This is a genomic window from Idiomarina sp., from assembly GCF_048260185.1.
Classification (GTDB): Bacteria; Pseudomonadota; Gammaproteobacteria; order Enterobacterales; family Alteromonadaceae; genus Idiomarina.
Window position 1 is genome coordinate 891,302 of the sequence record NZ_JBLXHB010000001.1, and the last position, 18,801, is coordinate 910,102.

The 18,801-nt window shown below is 46.8% G+C and carries 16 protein-coding genes and 1 pseudogene; 4 read left to right on the forward strand and 13 right to left on the reverse strand.

The features are described 5' to 3' along the window. The first annotated feature begins 333 nt into the window (after nt 1-333). Together ACN0RF_RS04410 and ACN0RF_RS04415 are read left to right on the forward strand one after the other, a co-directional pair. Nucleotides 334-1,005 (forward strand): hypothetical protein, encoded by a 672-nt coding sequence (locus ACN0RF_RS04410; protein WP_417438186.1) that lies wholly within the window; start codon nt 334-336, stop codon nt 1,003-1,005. Nucleotides 1,006-1,197: 192 nt separating this feature from the next. Further along, nucleotides 1,198-2,357: pseudogene (locus ACN0RF_RS04415) on the forward strand (IS30 family transposase). Nucleotides 2,358-2,516: 159 nt separating this feature from the next. Here ACN0RF_RS04415 and ACN0RF_RS04420 read toward each other — a convergent pair. After that, entirely contained in the window at nt 2,517-2,756 is a 240-nt protein-coding gene (locus ACN0RF_RS04420) for an addiction module protein (protein ID WP_417438187.1), read from the reverse strand. Between the two features lie 155 nt (nt 2,757-2,911). Further along, nucleotides 2,912-3,583 carry a 7-carboxy-7-deazaguanine synthase QueE gene (gene queE / locus ACN0RF_RS04425; RefSeq protein ID WP_153849269.1) on the reverse strand — a complete coding sequence of 224 codons (672 nt, stop codon included), beginning with the start codon at nt 3,581-3,583 and terminating at the stop codon, nt 2,912-2,914. A 62-nt stretch (nt 3,584-3,645) separates the two neighbouring features. Between queE and queC the strand changes: the two genes are divergently transcribed. Next, nucleotides 3,646-4,302 (forward strand): 7-cyano-7-deazaguanine synthase QueC, encoded by a 657-nt coding sequence (queC, locus tag ACN0RF_RS04430; protein WP_317496617.1) that lies wholly within the window; start codon nt 3,646-3,648, stop codon nt 4,300-4,302. Between the two features lie 15 nt (nt 4,303-4,317). Here queC and nagZ read toward each other — a convergent pair whose 3' ends face one another. Further along, complete coding sequence (nagZ, locus tag ACN0RF_RS04435; RefSeq protein ID WP_417438188.1) at nt 4,318-5,310, reverse strand: beta-N-acetylhexosaminidase; 993 nt, start codon at nt 5,308-5,310, stop codon at nt 4,318-4,320. A gap of 133 nt (nt 5,311-5,443) precedes the next feature. Here nagZ and ACN0RF_RS04440 point away from each other — a divergent pair, with 133 nt between their 5' ends. Next, nucleotides 5,444-6,787, forward strand: coding sequence for a S41 family peptidase (locus tag ACN0RF_RS04440; RefSeq protein ID WP_417438189.1), 1,344 nt, complete (start codon nt 5,444-5,446; stop codon nt 6,785-6,787). A 31-nt stretch (nt 6,788-6,818) separates the two neighbouring features. Here the strand turns inward: ACN0RF_RS04440 and ACN0RF_RS04445 are convergent, their stop codons facing one another. The 10 genes from ACN0RF_RS04445 to hemA form a co-directional block, all read right to left on the reverse strand. Then, nucleotides 6,819-9,158 (reverse strand): acyl-CoA dehydrogenase, encoded by a 2,340-nt coding sequence (locus tag ACN0RF_RS04445; RefSeq protein WP_417438190.1) that lies wholly within the window; start codon nt 9,156-9,158, stop codon nt 6,819-6,821. Nucleotides 9,159-9,221: 63 nt separating this feature from the next. Next, a complete protein-coding gene (locus ACN0RF_RS04450) occupies nt 9,222-9,848 on the reverse strand; it encodes a TetR/AcrR family transcriptional regulator (RefSeq protein WP_011234169.1) in 627 nt (208 codons plus the stop codon). A 114-nt stretch (nt 9,849-9,962) separates the two neighbouring features. After that, complete coding sequence (locus ACN0RF_RS04455) at nt 9,963-11,456, reverse strand: TrkH family potassium uptake protein (RefSeq protein WP_417438191.1); 1,494 nt, start codon at nt 11,454-11,456, stop codon at nt 9,963-9,965. A 4-nt stretch (nt 11,457-11,460) separates the two neighbouring features. Further along, nucleotides 11,461-12,303 (reverse strand): 3-deoxy-8-phosphooctulonate synthase, encoded by an 843-nt coding sequence (gene kdsA / locus ACN0RF_RS04460; RefSeq protein WP_417438192.1) that lies wholly within the window; start codon nt 12,301-12,303, stop codon nt 11,461-11,463. 15 nt (nt 12,304-12,318) lie between these two features. Next, a complete protein-coding gene (locus ACN0RF_RS04465; RefSeq protein WP_034820257.1) occupies nt 12,319-13,590 on the reverse strand; it encodes a DUF819 domain-containing protein in 1,272 nt (423 codons plus the stop codon). 15 nt (nt 13,591-13,605) lie between these two features. Beyond that, a complete protein-coding gene (locus ACN0RF_RS04470; protein ID WP_417438193.1) occupies nt 13,606-13,980 on the reverse strand; it encodes a SirB2 family protein in 375 nt (124 codons plus the stop codon). 24 nt (nt 13,981-14,004) lie between these two features. Next, on the reverse strand, nt 14,005-15,477 hold the full coding sequence (locus tag ACN0RF_RS04475; RefSeq protein ID WP_417438194.1) for a DUF3369 domain-containing protein: 1,473 nt from the start codon (nt 15,475-15,477) through the stop codon (nt 14,005-14,007). Further along, entirely contained in the window at nt 15,452-16,324 is an 873-nt protein-coding gene (prmC, locus tag ACN0RF_RS04480; protein WP_417438195.1) for a peptide chain release factor N(5)-glutamine methyltransferase, read from the reverse strand. The genes ACN0RF_RS04475 and prmC overlap by 26 nt, the downstream gene beginning before the upstream one ends. Next, nucleotides 16,321-17,412, reverse strand: a complete 1,092-nt coding sequence (gene prfA, locus ACN0RF_RS04485; protein WP_145914817.1) for a peptide chain release factor 1 — start codon at nt 17,410-17,412, stop codon at nt 16,321-16,323. The genes prmC and prfA overlap by 4 nt, the downstream gene beginning before the upstream one ends. Before the next feature lie 7 nt (nt 17,413-17,419). Beyond that, the gene (gene hemA / locus ACN0RF_RS04490) at nt 17,420-18,691 is read right to left on the reverse strand and encodes a glutamyl-tRNA reductase (protein ID WP_011234177.1); all 1,272 of its coding nucleotides are present in this window, start codon (nt 18,689-18,691) and stop codon (nt 17,420-17,422) included. Between the last annotated feature and the right edge of the window lie 110 nt (nt 18,692-18,801).

Below are 18,801 nucleotides of genomic sequence, written 5' to 3' on the forward strand. Positions count from 1 at the left end.
AACTTTAAGTTACTGAGCTAAAAAAGATTCCAACCTCGAAGCACTCTAAATAAGCGAGCAATAACGCAGAGCTACTAATTCGCACCCAAACTTACTAATGATAGGAAGGTGAGTAACCAATTAGGTTAGGTAAAAAACCTAAGGTCCGCTGTTCGCTCAAATCAGCTCCTCAACGGTTGCTTAACGATAGGTGAAACGTCGCTTGCTTTATAAAGTTCTATAATACATTCTAAACTTTTTCCTTCACTTTTAGTTTCATTGAATAGTGATGCTCGGTAAAGTGTAGCGATAACTTAAAATTATTTGAGTTGCTCAAGTTTGAAGGAGTAAAATTTGTTAATTCCTAAAGATCATACTAAAACTATTTTCTCTACGAAAATTCCATTTAGATTACTAATCGATTTTGTGCGGCTAGTGAAAAAGAAAGAGGAACAACACCAAATTAGTTGCCACATAATCCTAAAAACGGAGAACGGTGAAACTTACATATACCAGTCCGCAACCGAAGCTTTAGCAGAAGAAACTGAAGATAATCTAAAAACACATAACAAAAGAAAAGTTACCGAATTTATATTAAGAGTAAATGATAGGTTCAATATTTATATTTGGTCAAACGGACGAGCACAGCTGACCACGCGTTCTGGTGATGAGTTAGCACTAGCACTTTCCGACATCGCTACCTTAACGCTGAATTTGAGAACAAAGAAGTCTTGGATTGTATCAATAATCGATAGTAAGCTTTACGCCTTCTTAGGCGGGGTCCCACCTGTTGTAGCTTTTTTACAGCTAGAGCCAAACTATCCATTGGGTCTAGCTTTTGCCCTCACGCTCTTTCTTATGCATTTATTAACCACTGGATTAGTGACTAAGTATGAATCAAGCAATCGCATTGTTATGGAAAATGGACAAGACAGTTTTGTGATAAGGAACAGAGACTCAATCGTTATATCTTCAATCTCTGGTTTTATAGGGTTACTCATTGGGTATTTTGTTAGCTGCCAATAACCTACGCAAACAAAGAGCTTTGATTTTATATTGTGTTTTCACTACTAAGCCTTTTTTAGGTTCATTGTCCCCAAACGCTGTATCAGCTGCGCTGCACAACGGCCTTTTAAACCACTTAGTTAGAGGTCTGCTTTGAGCTGTGAGTTCAATTGGTGAATGCAACGCTATCCTTATTTAAGGGAGGATCGCGTCATGAACCGAAGAAAACGTATTTATTACACGCCAGAGCAAAAAGCACTGATTTGGGATAGGTACAAGCAAGGCGATTCGTTGCACGATATCGCTAAAATGTTTGATCGTTACCATTCGTCGATAATGCCGACCATCTACCAAACTGGTGGTTTTAGGCCACCCAACAGGAAAAGACGAGCTTCATCACTAACCCTTGATGAGAGAGAAGAAATATCCAGAGGACTGGCAACGAAACAGTCTATCAGAGCAATAGCCGAACGACTTTCCAGAGCGCCTTCAACCATTAGTCGAGAAATACTGAGGAATGGTGGTTCGAGCCAGTATCGTGCTGCAGAGGCTGAAGATGAGGCTTGGAGCCGAGCCCTACGACCTAAGCCTTGCAAGTTAATTGATAGCCCTTCATTGTGTAAATTAATCGCAGCTAAGCTCAAGCGCGCTTGGTCTCCACAGCAAATAGCTGGGTGGTTAAAGCGACAATACCCGGACGATCAGGAAATGCATGTGTCCCATGAAACCATTTATAAGACGCTCTTTATTCAAACGAGAGGCGCCTTAAAAAAAGAATTGCAAAGGTGCCTGCGAACCAAACGTGCGGTACGTAGATCTCGAACAGCGTCGACTAAAGGGAAAGGACTGGGTCAGATACCAGAGGCAGTTTCTATTAGCGAAAGACCTCAGTGTGTTGAAGATCGCGCAATACCTGGCATTGGGAAGGTGACTTGATACAAGGCTCTAAGAACTCTTTTATCGCCACATTAGTGGAGCGTCACTCACGTTTCGTGATGCTCGCAAAGGTGTCCGATAATAGAACAGCTACCGTTGTTTCAGCCTTAATTAAACAAGCGGAAAAATTACCGAAAGAACTCTATAAAACGCTTACTTGGGATCGAGGCTCTGAAATGACAAATCACAAGGCCTTTACGGTAGCTACTGATATTAAAGTCTATTTCTGCGATCCGAAGTCCCCCTGGCAAAGAGGCTTAAACGAGAATACAAACCGGCTTCTCAGGCAGTATTTCCCAAAGGGCACCGATTTATCAGCTCACAGTCAACAGAAGTTAAGTAGCACCGCAAGACAGTTAAACGAACGCCCGAGAAAAACGCTAAACTATGAATGTCCAGCTGAGAGATTTAAACAATGTGTTGCACTGAACGATTGAACTCACAGCACATAGCGGACATTGGCCCAAAACCAGAAGTAGATGCAGAGCATAAGAAGCTCTTCATAGATGAGCTGCCGTGTGCCTAGTGAAATATCACAATCTCTTATTCAATGTTAAGATATTTATACATCTGCGTAGAGAGTTTACGAACAGGTTTCAACGATCATCTGCCTTAAGATCTTTAAATACATCTTCAGATGGGATAGCTTGCTCTTCACCCCAAATATAAGCTTCGTATCGGTTATTTGCTTCAGCCACCCAGGCTCGCTCCACTTGTTGCGCATTCGAATCAGAGCGTTGCTCAAGACTCTCCAACAGGTGAACTATCAATCGGGTTTTCTCCTCTTTGGGAAGGGAAAGCGCCTCGGTTTCGAGAACTTCTGCAGGTATCGTCATAACCACCTCGGTTAATATTTACTCTATAACACCCTACTATACGAGAAAGATGAAATGAAACCAGCATGCCCCACAGAATATTTCGACGCCTAAACAGCACGCGATATAAACGTTAATTATAATGCCATAGATGGGAACATCGCTTTTTTAGCAAGTTACTCAATATTAAGATATTTATGCATCTGCACGGAAAGGCGCCAGTTGCGCGCTATGCAGGTTTTCATGGCCAGCTCGGTGGCGCGTGGGCGCTGGCTTATAGGTTGCAGGCAAATAATGGCATCTGCTTTGGGCGGGCAGCGTTCTAGTAAGGAATCTAGCGCATCTATGTGCTTTTGCATGGCTATGGGGTGCTTTATTTCATTAGCGCGTGCCATGCAGTCAGGGCGCACTAGGTAGCCGCCGGGCATATCCAGCTTGGGCGATACTGTTACCCAGGTGCTGTCGGTTACTTTTAGCTCAAAGGTACCGCTGGTTTCTATTTGCAGCTGGTAGCCTTTGGCTTCTAAGGCTTTGCCAAGCGGCAGTAAGTCAAACATAGCGGGTTCACCGCCGGTTATCACTACATGTTTGGCGGAGTAACCTTCTTGTTCAAAGCGCGCGATAATGTCCTCGGCAGTCATTTCTGACCATTTTGCTGAGGCTTCGGTTTTTGCCATTAATGCGTCTATGCTTACCTGGTCGCTGGGGTTGGTTTCCCATGTGTGCTGGGTATCGCACCAGGGGCAGCCCACAGGACAACCCTGCAAACGCAGAAAAATAGATGGCACGCCGGTAAAGGTGCCCTCGCCTTGCAAGGTTTCAAAAATTTCGTTGATGCGGTAAGACATAGCTTCCGTTAAAATGGCTTTGGTTAACATGAGTGAATGCGGATTATACGGGGAGTTACAGCATGTCGCAAAAGGTCGTTGTTATTTATTCAGGCGGAATGGACTCTTTTACCGTTTTGCACAAAGCCCTGGCCGAGGGAAAAGAGGTACTGGCACTGTCGTTTAACTACGGACAACGCCATGTAAAAGAATTAGAAGTTGCGGCTAACGTCTGTAAACAGCATGGAATACCCCACAAAGTGGTGGACATTACCGCTATTAACTCGCTGCTATCGGGTAGTTCGCTAACCGACGACATCGACATTCCTGAAGGCCACTACGAAGAAGAGTCAATGAAATCCACTGTGGTGCCTAACCGCAATATGATTTTACTGTCGCTGGCCATTGGTTATGCGGTGTCTGAAGAGGCTTCTGCAGTGTATTACGGCGCGCATTCGGGTGACCACGCTATTTACCCGGACTGTCGGCCGGAGTTTGTGCGGCAAATGGACGTAGTGAGTAAAATGGCGAACTACGAGCCGGTAGCGGTTCATGCGCCCTATTTAGACGTGGACAAAAACGCGATTTTAGCCGACGGCATTAAAATGGGGCTGGACTACAGCCAAACCTGGACTTGCTACAACGGCCGCGACAAAGCCTGTGGTAAATGCGGAGCCTGCCAGGAACGCTTAGAGGCCTTCGCCGCCAACGGCATTGAAGACCCTATTGCTTACGAATAAAAGGCTACGAATAACCTACAGCCAGCGTTGGGCTTGTTCCCAGCGCTGAGTGCGTTTTAACTCTTCGAGCGACACCGCCGACGATGACATCAGCATTCGGTTCACGCGTTGGGCACTTTCCGGCTCTGTTGCTGGCAAATCAGCGTCCAATACTTGCACCGCCCCTGCTCTGTCATTACACACCAGTATCATGTCGCAGCCTGCCTTTAGCGCCGTCACCGCGCGCTGCTGCATGTCACCGGCAACGGTAGCACCCTGCATAGACAAGTCGTCACTAAATATGGTGCCATTAAACTGCAATTCGCTGCGCAGTATTTGCTGTAGCCAGAACTCGCTAAAACCAGCAGGCTGCGGGTCTATTTGCGGGTATATAACGTGAGCCGGCATTATGCCGTCCAGTTTCTGGCTTAATGACAAAAACGGCTTTAAATCGTGCGCGCGAATTTGCTCTAAGGTACGGTCGTCTTCCGGAATGGCAATGTGGGAATCGGCCTGAACAGAACCGTGCCCAGGGAAGTGCTTGCCGGTGCAGGCCATACCGGCCTCATGCATGCCTTCAATAAACGACGACGCCAGTTTAGAAATTTCCGACGGTACTGCAGAAAATGCGCGGTCACCAATAACGTCACTACAGTCGTCTACGTCCAGTACCGGGGCAAAACTGATATCAATGCCCATAGCCTGAACTTCTGCTGCCATTAGCCAGCCTAAGTCGCGCGCGGCACGCTGGCGCTCATCTTCATTTTCTATGTTTTGCAAAGAGCCCATAGAAGGTATGGCGCTAAACCCCTCACGAAAGCGCTGTACCCGCCCACCTTCGTGGTCTACTGCAATAAGCAACGGCTTAGCAGCAGCGGCTCGTGCCTCACGTATTAACTCCTGCAGTTGTTCCAGCGAGGCAAAATTTCGCGTAAATAGAATGAGTCCGTTTACGGCGGGTGCCGCAAGAAGTTTTTTGTCCTCGGCGGTCAGCTCTGTGCCCGCAATATCTATCATTAATTGTGCCATAACAGCAGCTGTCTCATTTCGTTTTCAATAGTCAGCAGTTTGCCATGAGTTCAGTAAAGACGCCATGTTCCCTGTTTATCTTTTCGTTCGCTGTGCTAAATTAACATTATTACAACAACAAGAGATACGTAGTATGAAACTCGAAAAATCGCTTTTATGTATTGGTATTACTTTGGCACTGTCGGCCTGTGGCGGCTCAGACAGCGGCAGTTCTGGTAGTTCAGGTGGCTCCGCGGGTGGTGACAATGACTACGCATTTTGTTCCGCTGAATATCAAAATGAAGAGTTTTTCGAGTACATGAAAAAGGATTACTTCTGGGCAAATCAGCTACAGGACAGCTTAGATCCTGAGGCCTTTGACGACGTTTATGAGGTTCTTGAGGAATTGCGAGTACCAGAGGACACCTACAGCTACATTCTTACAGAAGAGGAATACGATGACCTGTTTGTCAGTGCGACTTACTTTGGGTTTGGTTTTTCTATGGAGCAGATTAGTGCAAGCCGGGTAAAAATTCGTTTTGTTTATGACAACTCCCCCGCCGCTGCAGCTGGCATTGCCCGAGGCGATGAACTATTGGAGATAGATGGGCAGTCGGTAGCGGACTTACTTGCCAATGGGGAGTTTAATAACGCATTAGGCCCCAACGAGAGTGGCGTCAGTAAAAGCGTTACCTGGAGACGTCCGGACGGTAGTGAAGAAACCGAACTCTTAAGTAAAGTTGAAGTAGAAACCAATACCGTTATGGGGGCTCAAACTTACACACAAAATGGAGAAACGGTTGGTTACTTTGCTCTGGACTCATTCATTAACCGCACGGGTTCAGACTTAAACACGGCATTTGATCAGTTTGCCACCGACAACATCGACCATTTGGTCATTGATGTGCGCTATAACGGTGGCGGTTTAATCCGTTACGCTAATCAAATTTCTACTCAGACTGCCGGCAGCAATGTGCTGGGTAAAACCTTTCTGCAATACCGCTTTAACGAGCAGAACAGCGACCAGAACCAGACACTCCCTTTTAGTTTGGTCGATGGTGTCGAGCAACTCGATTTAGACCGGGTGTTTGTGCTAACCACCGGCAGCAGTTGCTCGTCTTCCGAAATTATTATTAACTCGTTAAGCCCGCATATTGAAGTTGTCACTATAGGCGAACAGACATGTGGAAAGCCTGTCGGTCAGCAACCCGCCGAACTCTGCGATAAAGTCACTTTTGCCATTAACTTTGAAACGGTTAACTCAGAGGGTGAAGGGAAATACTACAATGGTCTGGCACCAACCTGTTCGGTTGAAGACCAACTGGTCGCTGACTGGGGAAGCTCAGAAGACCCATTAACAGCGGCCGCAAACACATACATTAGTACGGGCAGTTGCCCGGTAAGCTCCGCCAGCGCGGAAATAAAAAAGAGCGCTCAGGCGCGCTCTTTTGTTGAACCTATTCACAACATGAAGGATAAACGCGAGTCCCTGCAGTAAGCTTATACGCAGGAACCCGACGCCGCAGCGGTTAGTCTTTAACCGCTGCTTTTCTTATGTCGCCTTTAGCCGTGTAAAACTGGTTATTTTCGATAATACCGGGAGCAAAGCTGTCCACGCCAATGGCGGTTAAACGAAGCTCTTCGGTTTCAGCGAGTTTTTCAGCTGTGTCTTTATCAATTAAGCCTTTCTCAAGCGCCACATCGGCAAGCTCTTTACCATTAAGGTTAGAGGATAATTCACCGCGTTTTTGCGCTTTACGCAGCGTTTTGTAAACCGACTTCATTTCCAGCATAGAAGTAAAAGCTTTTTCCATGTGCCCTGTTGCATCACCAATACTGTCTTTCCAGTAACACAGGAAAGTATGGCGGTCACGAGTAACGCCCGGCTCCATCATGCTGACACTGATATCCTGTAAAATTTCATCAGACGGCTTTTTGAAATGATTGCCCAGCGGGAATATCAAAATACGCATTACCCACGCCATAAAGCGATTCGGGAAGTTATCAAAGAAGCCATAAAACGCATCGGCAATGCTGTATAAATGGTGCTTCAGCGCATAATGAACGTAAGGTAAGTCGGCTACCTGACGGCCTTCGTCTTCAAAGCGCTTCAGTACTGCCGAGCCCATATATAAATGACTCAAAATATCACCTAAGCGGGCTGAAATCATTTCTTTACGTTTCAAATCGCCACCCATCATCAGCATAGAAATATCTGATGCTAAAGCTAAACCACGACTCATACGACCCAGCTTACGATAATAATGAGCAGTTTCACCACTCACCGGAGACTCGCCAAAGCGTGCGCCACTAAGGCCCAGCCATAAGCTGCCAAAGACGTTGCTTGCGGCAAAGCCGATATGCTTCATCAGCAGACCGTCAAACTCACGCATACCCTCATCTTCATTCGGGTTAGCCGCAGCTTTCATTTCTTTAAGTACATAGGGGTGACAACGCGTTGCGCCCTGACCAAATATCATCAGGTTTCGGGTCAGAATATTTGCGCCCTCAACCGTAATAGACACTGGTGTCGCCATGTAAGCGTGGCCTAAATAGTTATGCGGGCCTAATTGAATGCCCTTACCGGCATGAATATCCATTGCATGCTCTAATACTTCACGACCCATTTCTGTCATGTGGTATTTGGTCATGGCCGTCACTACCGAAGGACTCTGTCCCTGACATAAAGCCGAAATGGTCAGACGGCGCATAGATTCCAGAATGTAGTTGGTGCCACCAATTTTGCCCATTGATGACTGCACGCCTTCGAACATACCAATTGGCATGCCAAATTGCTGACGCACATAAGCGTAAGCACCGGTCATGCGCTGAGTTACGTGGCCTGATGCAGCAGCCAGTGCAGGCAGTGAAATACCGCGCCCTGCTGACAAACATTCAACCAGCATACGCCAGCCTTTACCCGCATAGTCTGAACCACCAATAATCCATTTCAGCGGAATAAAGACGTCTTTACCGTAGGTTGTACCGTTTAAAAACGCCTGGTTCAGAGGGAAATGACGGTCGCCAATTTCAACACCTTTGTGTGATGTCGGAATTAACGCACAAGTAATGCCAATTTCTTTCTTATCACCTAATAAGGCATCCGGGTCGTAGAGTTTAAATGCCAACCCCAGAACCGTTGCTGAAGGCGCTAAGGTAATGTAACGCTTCGACCAGTTAAGACGAATACCAACAACTTCTTCACCCTCGTGCTCGCCTTTACAAATAATACCTTCATCCGGAATAGCACCAGCATCTGAGCCAGCTTCCGGTCCGGTTAAGGCAAAACACGGAATGTCGGTACCATCAGACAGGCGTGGCAACCAATAGTCTTTTTGCTCTTTGGTACCATAATGAGTTAGTAACTCGCCCGGCCCCAGGGAGTTTGGAACCATAACAGAGACCGCAGCACTGATAGAACGACTGGCAATTCGCGAAACAATGTAGGAGTTTGCCGCCGGGGTAAAGTCGAGGCCGCCGTAATCTTTACCAATAATCATGGCGAAGAAGCGTTCTTTACGCAGATAATCCCAAACTTGTTTAGGTAAATCGCGATCCTGCTGAACAATTTTAAAATCATCCAGCATGTCCAGCAGTTTAGCCAACTGGTTGTCGACAAACGCCTGTTCTTCGGCAGTGAGTTTAGGTTCAGGTACATCCAGCAGTTTTTGCCAGTCCGGACGTCCGCTGAACAGTTCTCCGTCCCACCATACATCGCCCGCTTCCATGGCCTCACGTTCTGTGTCAGACATAGGCGGCAAAATGCGTTTAAAAATAGCAAAAACGGGTTTAGTCACCAGGCTGCGACGGATATCTCCGACTGCAAACACCAGTACCACTAAAACCACTAACAGAATAAAAATTTCCATGGGTATCTCCAGTGCACCATCACAATAAAAGTGTAGTCAAATCTCAAACTTACGACAGGTTGTTTACGCTTCTTCCAGCCCGCCGGAAACAAATGGGATCAAATGATCAATAACATCCTGCGCACCTACTTTTTGATTGAATTCGGCCTCAGCAATTTCAATCAGAGCTTGCCCCGATACCTGGGCAAAAACTGCCGCTCCCAGAATAAAGTGTAGACGCCAGAACATTTGTTGCTCATCCAAATGTGGATTCGCGCGCTTTAATAAAGCCATTAAATGCTGTAATACCTCACCAAACTCCTGCTGAGTGTATTTACGTAAATGCCCCTGAATTTCGGAATAAGCAAAGCCCAGTAATCTTAAAAAGATATCGGGGCCGTGTTTATTAACTTCGGTTAACTTTGCCAGAGGTATTTTAAAGCGCTTAAACAATTCTTCCGTTTTTAACTCGCTCTGCTGCTCTGCCAGCTTTAACTGTTCTTCCAGAACCGGCATAAAAACAACCAGATAACGCGCCATTACGGCCTGAATAAGTGCTTTTTTTGAGCCAAAGTGATAGTTTACAGAAGCAAGGTTAACCCCCGCTTCCTGCGTAATTTGCCTTAACGAAGTCTGCTCAAATCCATCGCGGGAAAAGAGCATTTCTGCGGCATTAAGTATTTTCTTTTGAGTCGGAATTCGGGCTGCCATGAAATAAATAAACGCATGATTTAAACATGCGTTTAATCTAATTCATGTGGTTTCAGCGTGCAAGTGTTCGCTGAATTTATTTTTGGTAAGTGTGTAAACCTTATTAGGCTGCACTTAATGCCGCCAGTAATGACGATGGAACAAAATAAGTACCGTCATAATTTCCAGACGGCCTGCCAGCATAGCAAAAACCAGCAGCAACTTGGCTCCCCCGTCAAGGCTTGCGAAGTTTCCAGCCGGGCCAATAATGTCGCCTAATCCAGGCCCAACGTTACCTACAGCAGAAGCCGCACCAGATATTGCCGTCATAAAATCCAGATCAAATAATGACAACCCCAATGCAATAACGGCTATCAGCAAGAAGTACATAAAACAAAAAGCGACCATTGAGCCAAGTAATGAGTCATTTACCCGACGCTCCTGATAGGTCTGGACACTAACCAGGTTGGGGTGAATTAATTGACTGAACTGCTTTCTTAATAACAACTGCGACAACTGAAAACGAAAAATTTTCATACCGCCGGACGTTGAACCGGTACAGCCGCCAATAAACATTAAGTAGAAAAAAGCCATTAATGACCAGCTTCCCCAGTTTCCGTAATCTTCGGTTGCGTAACCGGTTGTGGTCACAACTGACACGACATTAAATGCCGTATGCATTAACGCATCACCAAATTCCCGTCCTTTAACTATCTGAACCAGAGTAATCAATGCAATAGCAATAAAAAGGAAGGTAACAAAAGCCCGTACCTGGCTATCTTTCCACAGTGGCCCAAAGTCGCCTTTTACAAAGCGAATGTAGAGCACAAAGGGTAAAGCGCCTGCCACCATAAAAATAGTGCCCGTTATCACCAAAAATGGTGTATCCGAGAAATGGCCAAAAGACGCATCGTAATTAGAGAAGCCCGCTGTCGCTATGGTGGTCATGCCGTGCACAAAGGCATCAAAACTGCCCATACCGCCAATTAAATACAAACTAATAACGGCAACCGTCAAAATGAGGTAAACCCGCCCTATTGCCAAAACCATATGGCTGGAGCGTGGCATAAATTTCCCCGACATATCGGAAGATTCAGCCTGGAACAAACGCATGCCGCCAACCTGCAAAAACGGCAAAATGGCCATAGCCATAACGATAATTCCAATTCCGCCCAACCATTGCAACATAGCCCGCCATAACAGAACACTCGCGGGCAAATCGTCCAGCCCCGAGATAACGGTGGCTCCGGTAGTTGTTATGGCTGACATGGCTTCAAACCAGGCACTGGAGAAATCCAGATAGGGGCGAGCAAAAATAAATGGCAAGGTTGCGAATAAGCTGGCGGAAACCCAGCATAAGGAGGTTAACAGGAAAACTTGTCTTGCCCGCAGCTTGGCATCACCCGCCGGCTGCAGGAATAAAACCAGACCCAAAACCAGACCCAGGCTGGACAGCGTCAGATAAGTCCACTGCTCTTTTTCGCCATTAACCACCGCCATAACAAAGGGAGCCAGCAAGGCGACAGAAAGCAAAGCAATGAGCCCGCCAATGGCTTTCAGCAATAGCTTAATAGCCTGACGCTTATCAAGCGGTGTCTGACGCAATGACTGGCTGGCCTGCATTGACATTGTTTTAGTTAGACGTGTCTAAAGGAGAAAATGACTTCACCAAATCATCAATCGCTTTCATCTGCTGAAGGTACGGCTCCAGAGCGTGTAAAGGCAACGCACAGGGACCGTCGCATTTCGCTTCATCGGGGTTAGGATGCGCTTCAATAAACAAGCCCGCGATACCCAGCGACATACCAGAACGCGCCAGCTGCGCTGCTTGTGCGCGGCGTCCGTCAGCGGAGTCAGTTCGGCCACCAGGACGCTGCAGGGCGTGAGTAGCATCAAAAATAACCGGTGCCATAGGCTTCATTTCGTCCATACCAAGCATATCGACAATAAGGTTGTTATAACCAAAGCTTGAACCGCGCTCACACAGCATTAACTTTTCATTACCGGCCTCGACAAACTTTTTAATAATGTGCTTCATTTCCTGTGGTGCAAGAAATTGTGGTTTTTTAATATTAACCATAGACCCGGTTTCAGCCAGTGCTACCACCAGGTCAGTCTGACGAGCAAGAAACGCCGGCAACTGCAATACGTCAACCACTTCAGCAACCGGAGCGGCCTGATGCGGCTCGTGTACATCGGTAATTAAAGGCACATTAAACTGCTGTTTCACTTCTTCAAAAATGCGCAGTCCTTCTTCCAGACCGGGGCCGCGAAAAGAGTGAATTGAGGACCGGTTGGCTTTATCAAACGACGCCTTAAACACGTAAGGTATGCCAAGTCTACTGGTTACCTCAACGTAATGCTCAGCAATTCGCAAGGCTAAATCACGGGATTCCAGCACATTCATCCCGCCAAATAAAACAAAGGGTTTATCATTTGCTATTTGAATGTCACCAAGCTGTAACTCTTTAATCATCTTAAACTCCCGCGGTTAACTACCGACAACTCGTAGAATCTGTCCGGCGAAATACGCCATATAGGTTCCAAGTGCATAACCCATTACCGCTAATAATACACCAACCGGCGCCAATGACGGGTGAAAAGCTGAAGCAACAACCGGTGCTGACGCTGCGCCACCCACATTAGCCTGACTGCCCACAGCCATATAAAACACAGGAGCACGAAGCAGTTTGGCCACAAATAACATAAGCCCGGCGTGGATCAGCATCCAGATGGCACCAATTAAGAAGTACTTAGGCGCTTCTACTATTTTGGTTACGTCCATATGTAAACCAATGCTGGCCACCAGAATATAAACAAAAACGGAGCCTATTTTTGACGCTCCTGCAGCTTCCAGAGAACGAGCCCGGGTAAAAGAAAGTGCAATACCACCAGCCGTGGCTAAAACAATAACCCAGAAAAACAAGCTGTCGAGACTGAATTTACTTAATGCAGGATAATTCGTTGCTATTCCCGGAGCTATCCAGTCAGCCAGCAAATGCGCTAACCCGGCAACACCAAAACCAATAGCCAGAATCAGCATTAAATCGCGTAAGCTTGGGTTTCTGACATGCTCAGCTTCATACTGCTCCACTTTATGACGAATGTTATCGATAGCGGATGTATCAGCGCCAGTGCGTGCATCAATTTTCTTAGCATTTGCTGCCATATAAAGCAGTACAGCCATCCATAAGTTGGCAACAATAATATCTACGGTCACCATGGCTGAAAAAATATCTCCGCCGACTTCATAAACTTCTTTCATGGCAGCCTGGTTTGCGCCGCCACCAATCCAGCTTCCGGCAATGGTTGTCATGCCACGCCAGACTGCATCGGGGCCTGCACCGCCAAGCATTTCAGGGAATATGGCAGACACCAGTAACAAGGCAATAGGGCCGCCAATGACAATACCAAAAGTACCGGTTAAAAATAGAATAAGAGCCTTTGACCCAAGGCCCATTACGGCTTTTAAATCCAGACTTAAGGTAAGCAATACCATACAGGCCGGTAATAGATAATCCATTGCTATATCTGTTACCGCGGTTTGATTTCCGTCGACAATACCAAAGGTATTCAGCAAAGACGGTATGAAATAGCAAAGCAATAAAGCCGGGACAAAGCGATAAAACTTCTTGAAGAAAGGATGCTCGCTGCTATTGGTGTAAAATACAAAACCAAGAATGGCCAGCAGTAAACCAATAACAACCCCATCGTTAGTGATTAAGGCATTCGTTTCCGAAACAACAGACTCAGGCGCTAACATAGGTACTCCCTTAATTTAACCGGCAATAAGTGCTTGTTTGGACACAGCCACATGCAACAGGAAGGCTATCCAGCCACAAGCACCAACAAAACCAAGCCAGCGTGCGCCAGCTGTTTTTCCTTTCATAGCCAAGACACCAAAGCCAATGTAAGCAATAACACCTATGACTTTATCGGTTAGCCAGGGAACCTGAATTGGGTACATGCTTAATGTCACCATGATACCCACCGCACTGAGTAACAATAAGGTATCGTTAATGTGAGGAACTATCTTCAACCACTTCTTTTTTAATAAAGGTGAGTCAAGAAGCTGAAGCACAAAACGGAATAAAAAAAGGCTGATCGAAATCAGCACAAATAATACATGCAGGTGTTTAAAAGCAGCGTACACAGTAACCTCTTATTTTTAATTTAATTAAATGGTTCTCAACTCAGGCAGGGATTTTATAACAACATCAAGAAACTTAGGTGAATAATAGCGACCCCGTTCATCTTTCAGGCGCACAGCAATATCGCTGTCACTAATGCCACTTTCCCACCAATCCAGCAACTGCTCGGTCAACAGAAGAACCTGAGTACTTATCGCGATATCCGAACCTTGTTTACCTTCAGGCAAACCCAGGCCGTCCCAGCGTTCCAGTCTTTCAATAAGTGCTCTGTGAGCATTTTGTGTTGCTTCATGCTCACCGTGCCCCAGTGCTCGCAATGAGCGGGCAACTCGTTGCTGACACGTAGTTTCTACCGCAGCAGCCGCATCCGAAGCGCAGTTAAGCAACGGTCGCGCCTGCGCAAATAAAGACCAGGCTAAAGCCGTTGTCTCAGCGTCTTCTGCCGAAGTTTTTTGGGCTACAGCATAAGCAAGCCGGACTTCGCTATTTTGCTCCAGAATGCCGTTAAAATGGCTGGCATGGTGCAGCATAAGTTGGTCAGCTAAACGCGCCAGAAACTGATCGGAGTCTTCCAGACAAACCACGTTATCCTGCGCCAGCTGCACGTTTTCAGAAAATAGCTGAAGTACATGGTGATCATCGGCCGTAAGTGCTCTGGATAAGCCGCCGATAAACAAAACAGACCCGTGCGACCGACAATGACTTCGGCAATATAACAATACGAAGTCGTCACCATAATACGAGCCATGATTCGCAATAACATGCTCTAACTCAGCTAAAGCCTTTGACGGAATAACCGAGCGTAAAGTCTGACCAACACAAACCCCGGAATCTTCTCCATGAGCGGCTAACACTCTATAGGATGAGCCGTCTTCATTAGCGGTAGCATACAAGGTTTGTTTGGCACCGCCGATGACCCAGCTCAACTGCTGCACTAAACCATCAACAAAACTGTTCATTGGTTGCAGAGCATAAAGATTCGCCGAAGCCGCAATGATTTTCTCAAGCCCGTGACGACTTTGATCAATGGACATGATATCGCGGTACGAACGCAGCGATGACATTACTGCAGTAAAGAGCTTCTGTGCAGTGAGTTCGGTTTTGGATTTGTAGTCATTAATGTCGTAGTTAACGATAACCGTGCGTTCAGGTGCCTGACCCGGCTGCCCTGTCCGCAAAATAATACGAGTAAAGTGGTTGTCGGCTTCTTCCCGAATATAACGCGCTACCTGTAGTCCTGCATCATCGGTTTCCATAACAACGTCCAGCAGTAATATAGCTGCGTCAGGATGCTCGTCAATTAACCGCTTTGCCTCTTCACCAGAAAAAGCACTGTAAAACTTTAAACCACGACCTAAAAAATTAAAGTCGTTGAGTGCCAGTTTGGTTACCGCATGCACCTCTGGTTCATCATCGACAATCAGAATTTTCCAGTATTCTGTCGGTAATTTTGTGGTTTGCTGGCTGGTTTCGTCAGCAAACATAAACTGATTGCTCATTATTAGTCTCTCCCCGCCCTGGCTTTTCCCCGCCGGTAACTCGGTCTACCCTAGCATAATCCTGCCAACGGTTAACCTTTTTATAACCACTTTTAAACAGTAGCTCTGCAACGCTATCAGCCTGTTGCCATCCCTGCTCAAGTAGTAACCAACCCTGGTCTGCTAAATGGTTGTTGGCTTCTTTTATAATAGTCTCTATATCGGCTAAACCGTTATTTTCCGCAATTAACGCCGTCTGGGGCTCAAATCTGACATCTCCCATACTCAAGTGCGGATCGCCTGCATCAATGTATGGAGGGTTCGATAAAATCAAGTCAAATTTAAGAGACTTTGGCACAGATTGAAACCAGTTGCTGCACAAAATTTCAACATTTAAGCCTAAAGCCTGACTATTCCGGCGTGCCAGTTCCACCGCATCGCCGCTTTTATCGCACGCCCAAACTTGCCAGCCGGGACGTTCCGACTTTAATGCCAGCGCGACCGCTCCCGTACCCGTACCTAAATCCAGTACGCGGGCATTTTCAGGAAGCTCAAGACTAAGCGCCGCTTCAACCAGCGTTTCAGTATCGGGACGGGGAATTAACGTGCTGTCGTTTACTTCAAGCATCAGTGACCAAAACTCGCGGCGACCAGTGATATGAGCCACAGGTTTGCCTTTCTGCCGGGCTAAAATACATTCCTCATAATGCCGTTGCTGCTCTTGTGTCAGCTGCTTTTCCGGCCAGGTCATAAGGTAAGTTTTTTCTTTATCCAGCACAAAGCAAAGTAAGGCAGAAACATCCGCAGCAGCATCTTCACTCTGCTTTAACTGCTCCCGCCCCCACTTTATGGCTTGCTGCAGCGTCATTGCTGTCCTTCAGACAGAGCCGCCAGTTGATCCGCCTGATGCTCAGTAATAATGGCATCCAGTATCAAATCAATATCGCCGGTTAGTACTTCATCTAAACGATACAATGTCAGGTTAATGCGATGGTCTGTTACCCGGCTTTGCGGATAATTATAGGTGCGAATGCGCTCTGAACGATCACCACTTCCTACCAGGTTACGGCGGGTACTGTCTTCTTCTGCCTGACGCTTTTCATCTTCCAGACGTTGAATTCTTGCCTGTAAAACCGACATAGCTTTAGCCCGGTTTTTATGTTGCGAGCGCTCTTCCTGACATTCAACCACCACACCGGTTGGTATGTGGGTAAGACGAATAGCAGAATCGGTTCGGTTTACGTGCTGACCACCAGCACCCGAGGCGCGGTAAGTATCGACGCGTAAGTCCGCCGGGTTAATTTCAACGGCCTCGGCTTCTGGAATTTCCGGTAACACGGCAACAGTACAAGCTGAAGTATGAATACGCCCTTGCGATTCAGTTTCCGGAACACGTTGTACGCGGTGCCCACCAGACTCAAACTTCATACGCCCGTAAACACCATCGCCACTCATGTGCGCAATAATTTCTTTATAACCGCCGTGTTCACCATCACTGGCACTGACAATATTGACCTTCCAGCCATTTTTTTCAGCGTAGCGGCTGTACATACGGAATAAGTCACCGGCGAATATCGACGCTTCGTCACCGCCAGCTCCGGCACGAATTTCCAAATAGCATGAGCGGTCGTCATTCGGGTCTTTGGGCAACAATAGAAGTTGCAGGCGGTTTTCCAGCTCTTCTTCGGCTTTTCTTGCCTCTTTTAGCTCTTCTTCCGCCATTTCGCGCATGTCAGCGTCATCATCTTCAGCCATATCTTTTGCGGCTGCCTGATCATCCTGATTCTGGCGGTACTCTTCAAAGCAACCAACCACTTCTTCTAATTGAGAATACTCACGCGATAATGAGCGAAAGCGGTTTTGGTCACTGATCACATCGGGCTCACCCAATAAAGCCTGCACTTCCTGATAACGCTCAACTAGACCTTCTAGTTTGCGTTCAATGGATGGATTCAACATGTTTTTATTTGCCTTTTGATGAGTCAGAGGATGGCTCTGACCAAAGTTGTTGCAAAACGGCCAGCGTATATTGGTCATTATTTTCGCCGGCAGATTTCAATAAGCTTGTCGGTTTATGCGTTAATTGCTGCACCAGCCTGTGGCTGAATCGTTGCAGCACTTCGGCCGGGTCTTTGCCCTGCTCTATTTGCGCTAATGCTTTTTTTAACTGCTCGTCAGCTAGTGTTTTTGTGTGCGTACGGTACTCCCGCACCAGCTCGACACTGTTCAGCGACTTCAGCCAGTCATTAAACTCTTTCGTTTGCTGCTGAATAATAACCTGAGCTTCACGAGCGGCCTGCTCACGGTTACGGATATTCTCACTAATAATACTTTGTAGATCGTCAACGGTATAAAGGTAAGCATCATCGAGTTCATTAACCTGCTCTTCAATGTCTCGTGGCACAGCTAAGTCAATTAACAGCATGGGTCTGTGCCGACGCTTTTTCAGTGCTTTTTCAATGCTGCCTTTGCCCACAATAGGCAAAGTACTGGCGGTTGAACTGACGACAATATCGGCCTGCGGCAATAACTCTGATAACTCAGACAAACTGTGAGCCGTTGCGCCGACACGTTCAGCCATTTCGCTAGCCCTTTGCAAAGTCCGGTTTGCCACCAGAATTTCGGTTACGCCTTGCTGCTTTAAATGCTGAGCAACCAGCTCGGAAGTATCACCGGCTCCAATCAGCAGCACCTTCGACTTCTGTAAATTAGCGAAAATATGACGCGCCATAGAAACCGCAGCATAAGCAACCGAAACCGCGTTTTGACCTACCGCGGTTTCATTTCTAACGGTTTTTGCTACACGAAAGGTCTGCTGAAATAAGCGTTCAAGGATACCGCCGACAGAGGCCTGACGTTTCGCGGCCTGATACGCTTGTTTTACCTGCCCCAGAATTTGTGGCTCGCCAAGTACCAGCGAGTCTAAACCACTGGCGACTGACATAAGGTGGGTAATGGCCTGCTCGCCCTGGAAGTGATAATGATGATTTTCCAGCGCATTTGGGGCCAATTTGTGGAAACCGGTTAACCAGCCCAGGAGCAAGTCACCAGACACTTCCCCCCGGCAATATAGCTCGGTTCGGTTACAGGTAGAGACGATAACGGCTTCTTCAACACCTTGAAGATTACGCACGGCCTGCAGCGCAGCATCAAGCTGTTCAGCACTAAACGCAACTTGCTCGCGCAAATCGACTGATGCGGTTTTATGATTAATTCCGAGAGCTGAAATGGTCATCTGACTGTGAAACTCGTTATCCCAACGCGGCCAAAATCTAAGTTGCCCGATTGTACGTGAAAGCCTTAGTCATTGAAAGTGACAGCGCTTTCTGGTCAACTAATTACATT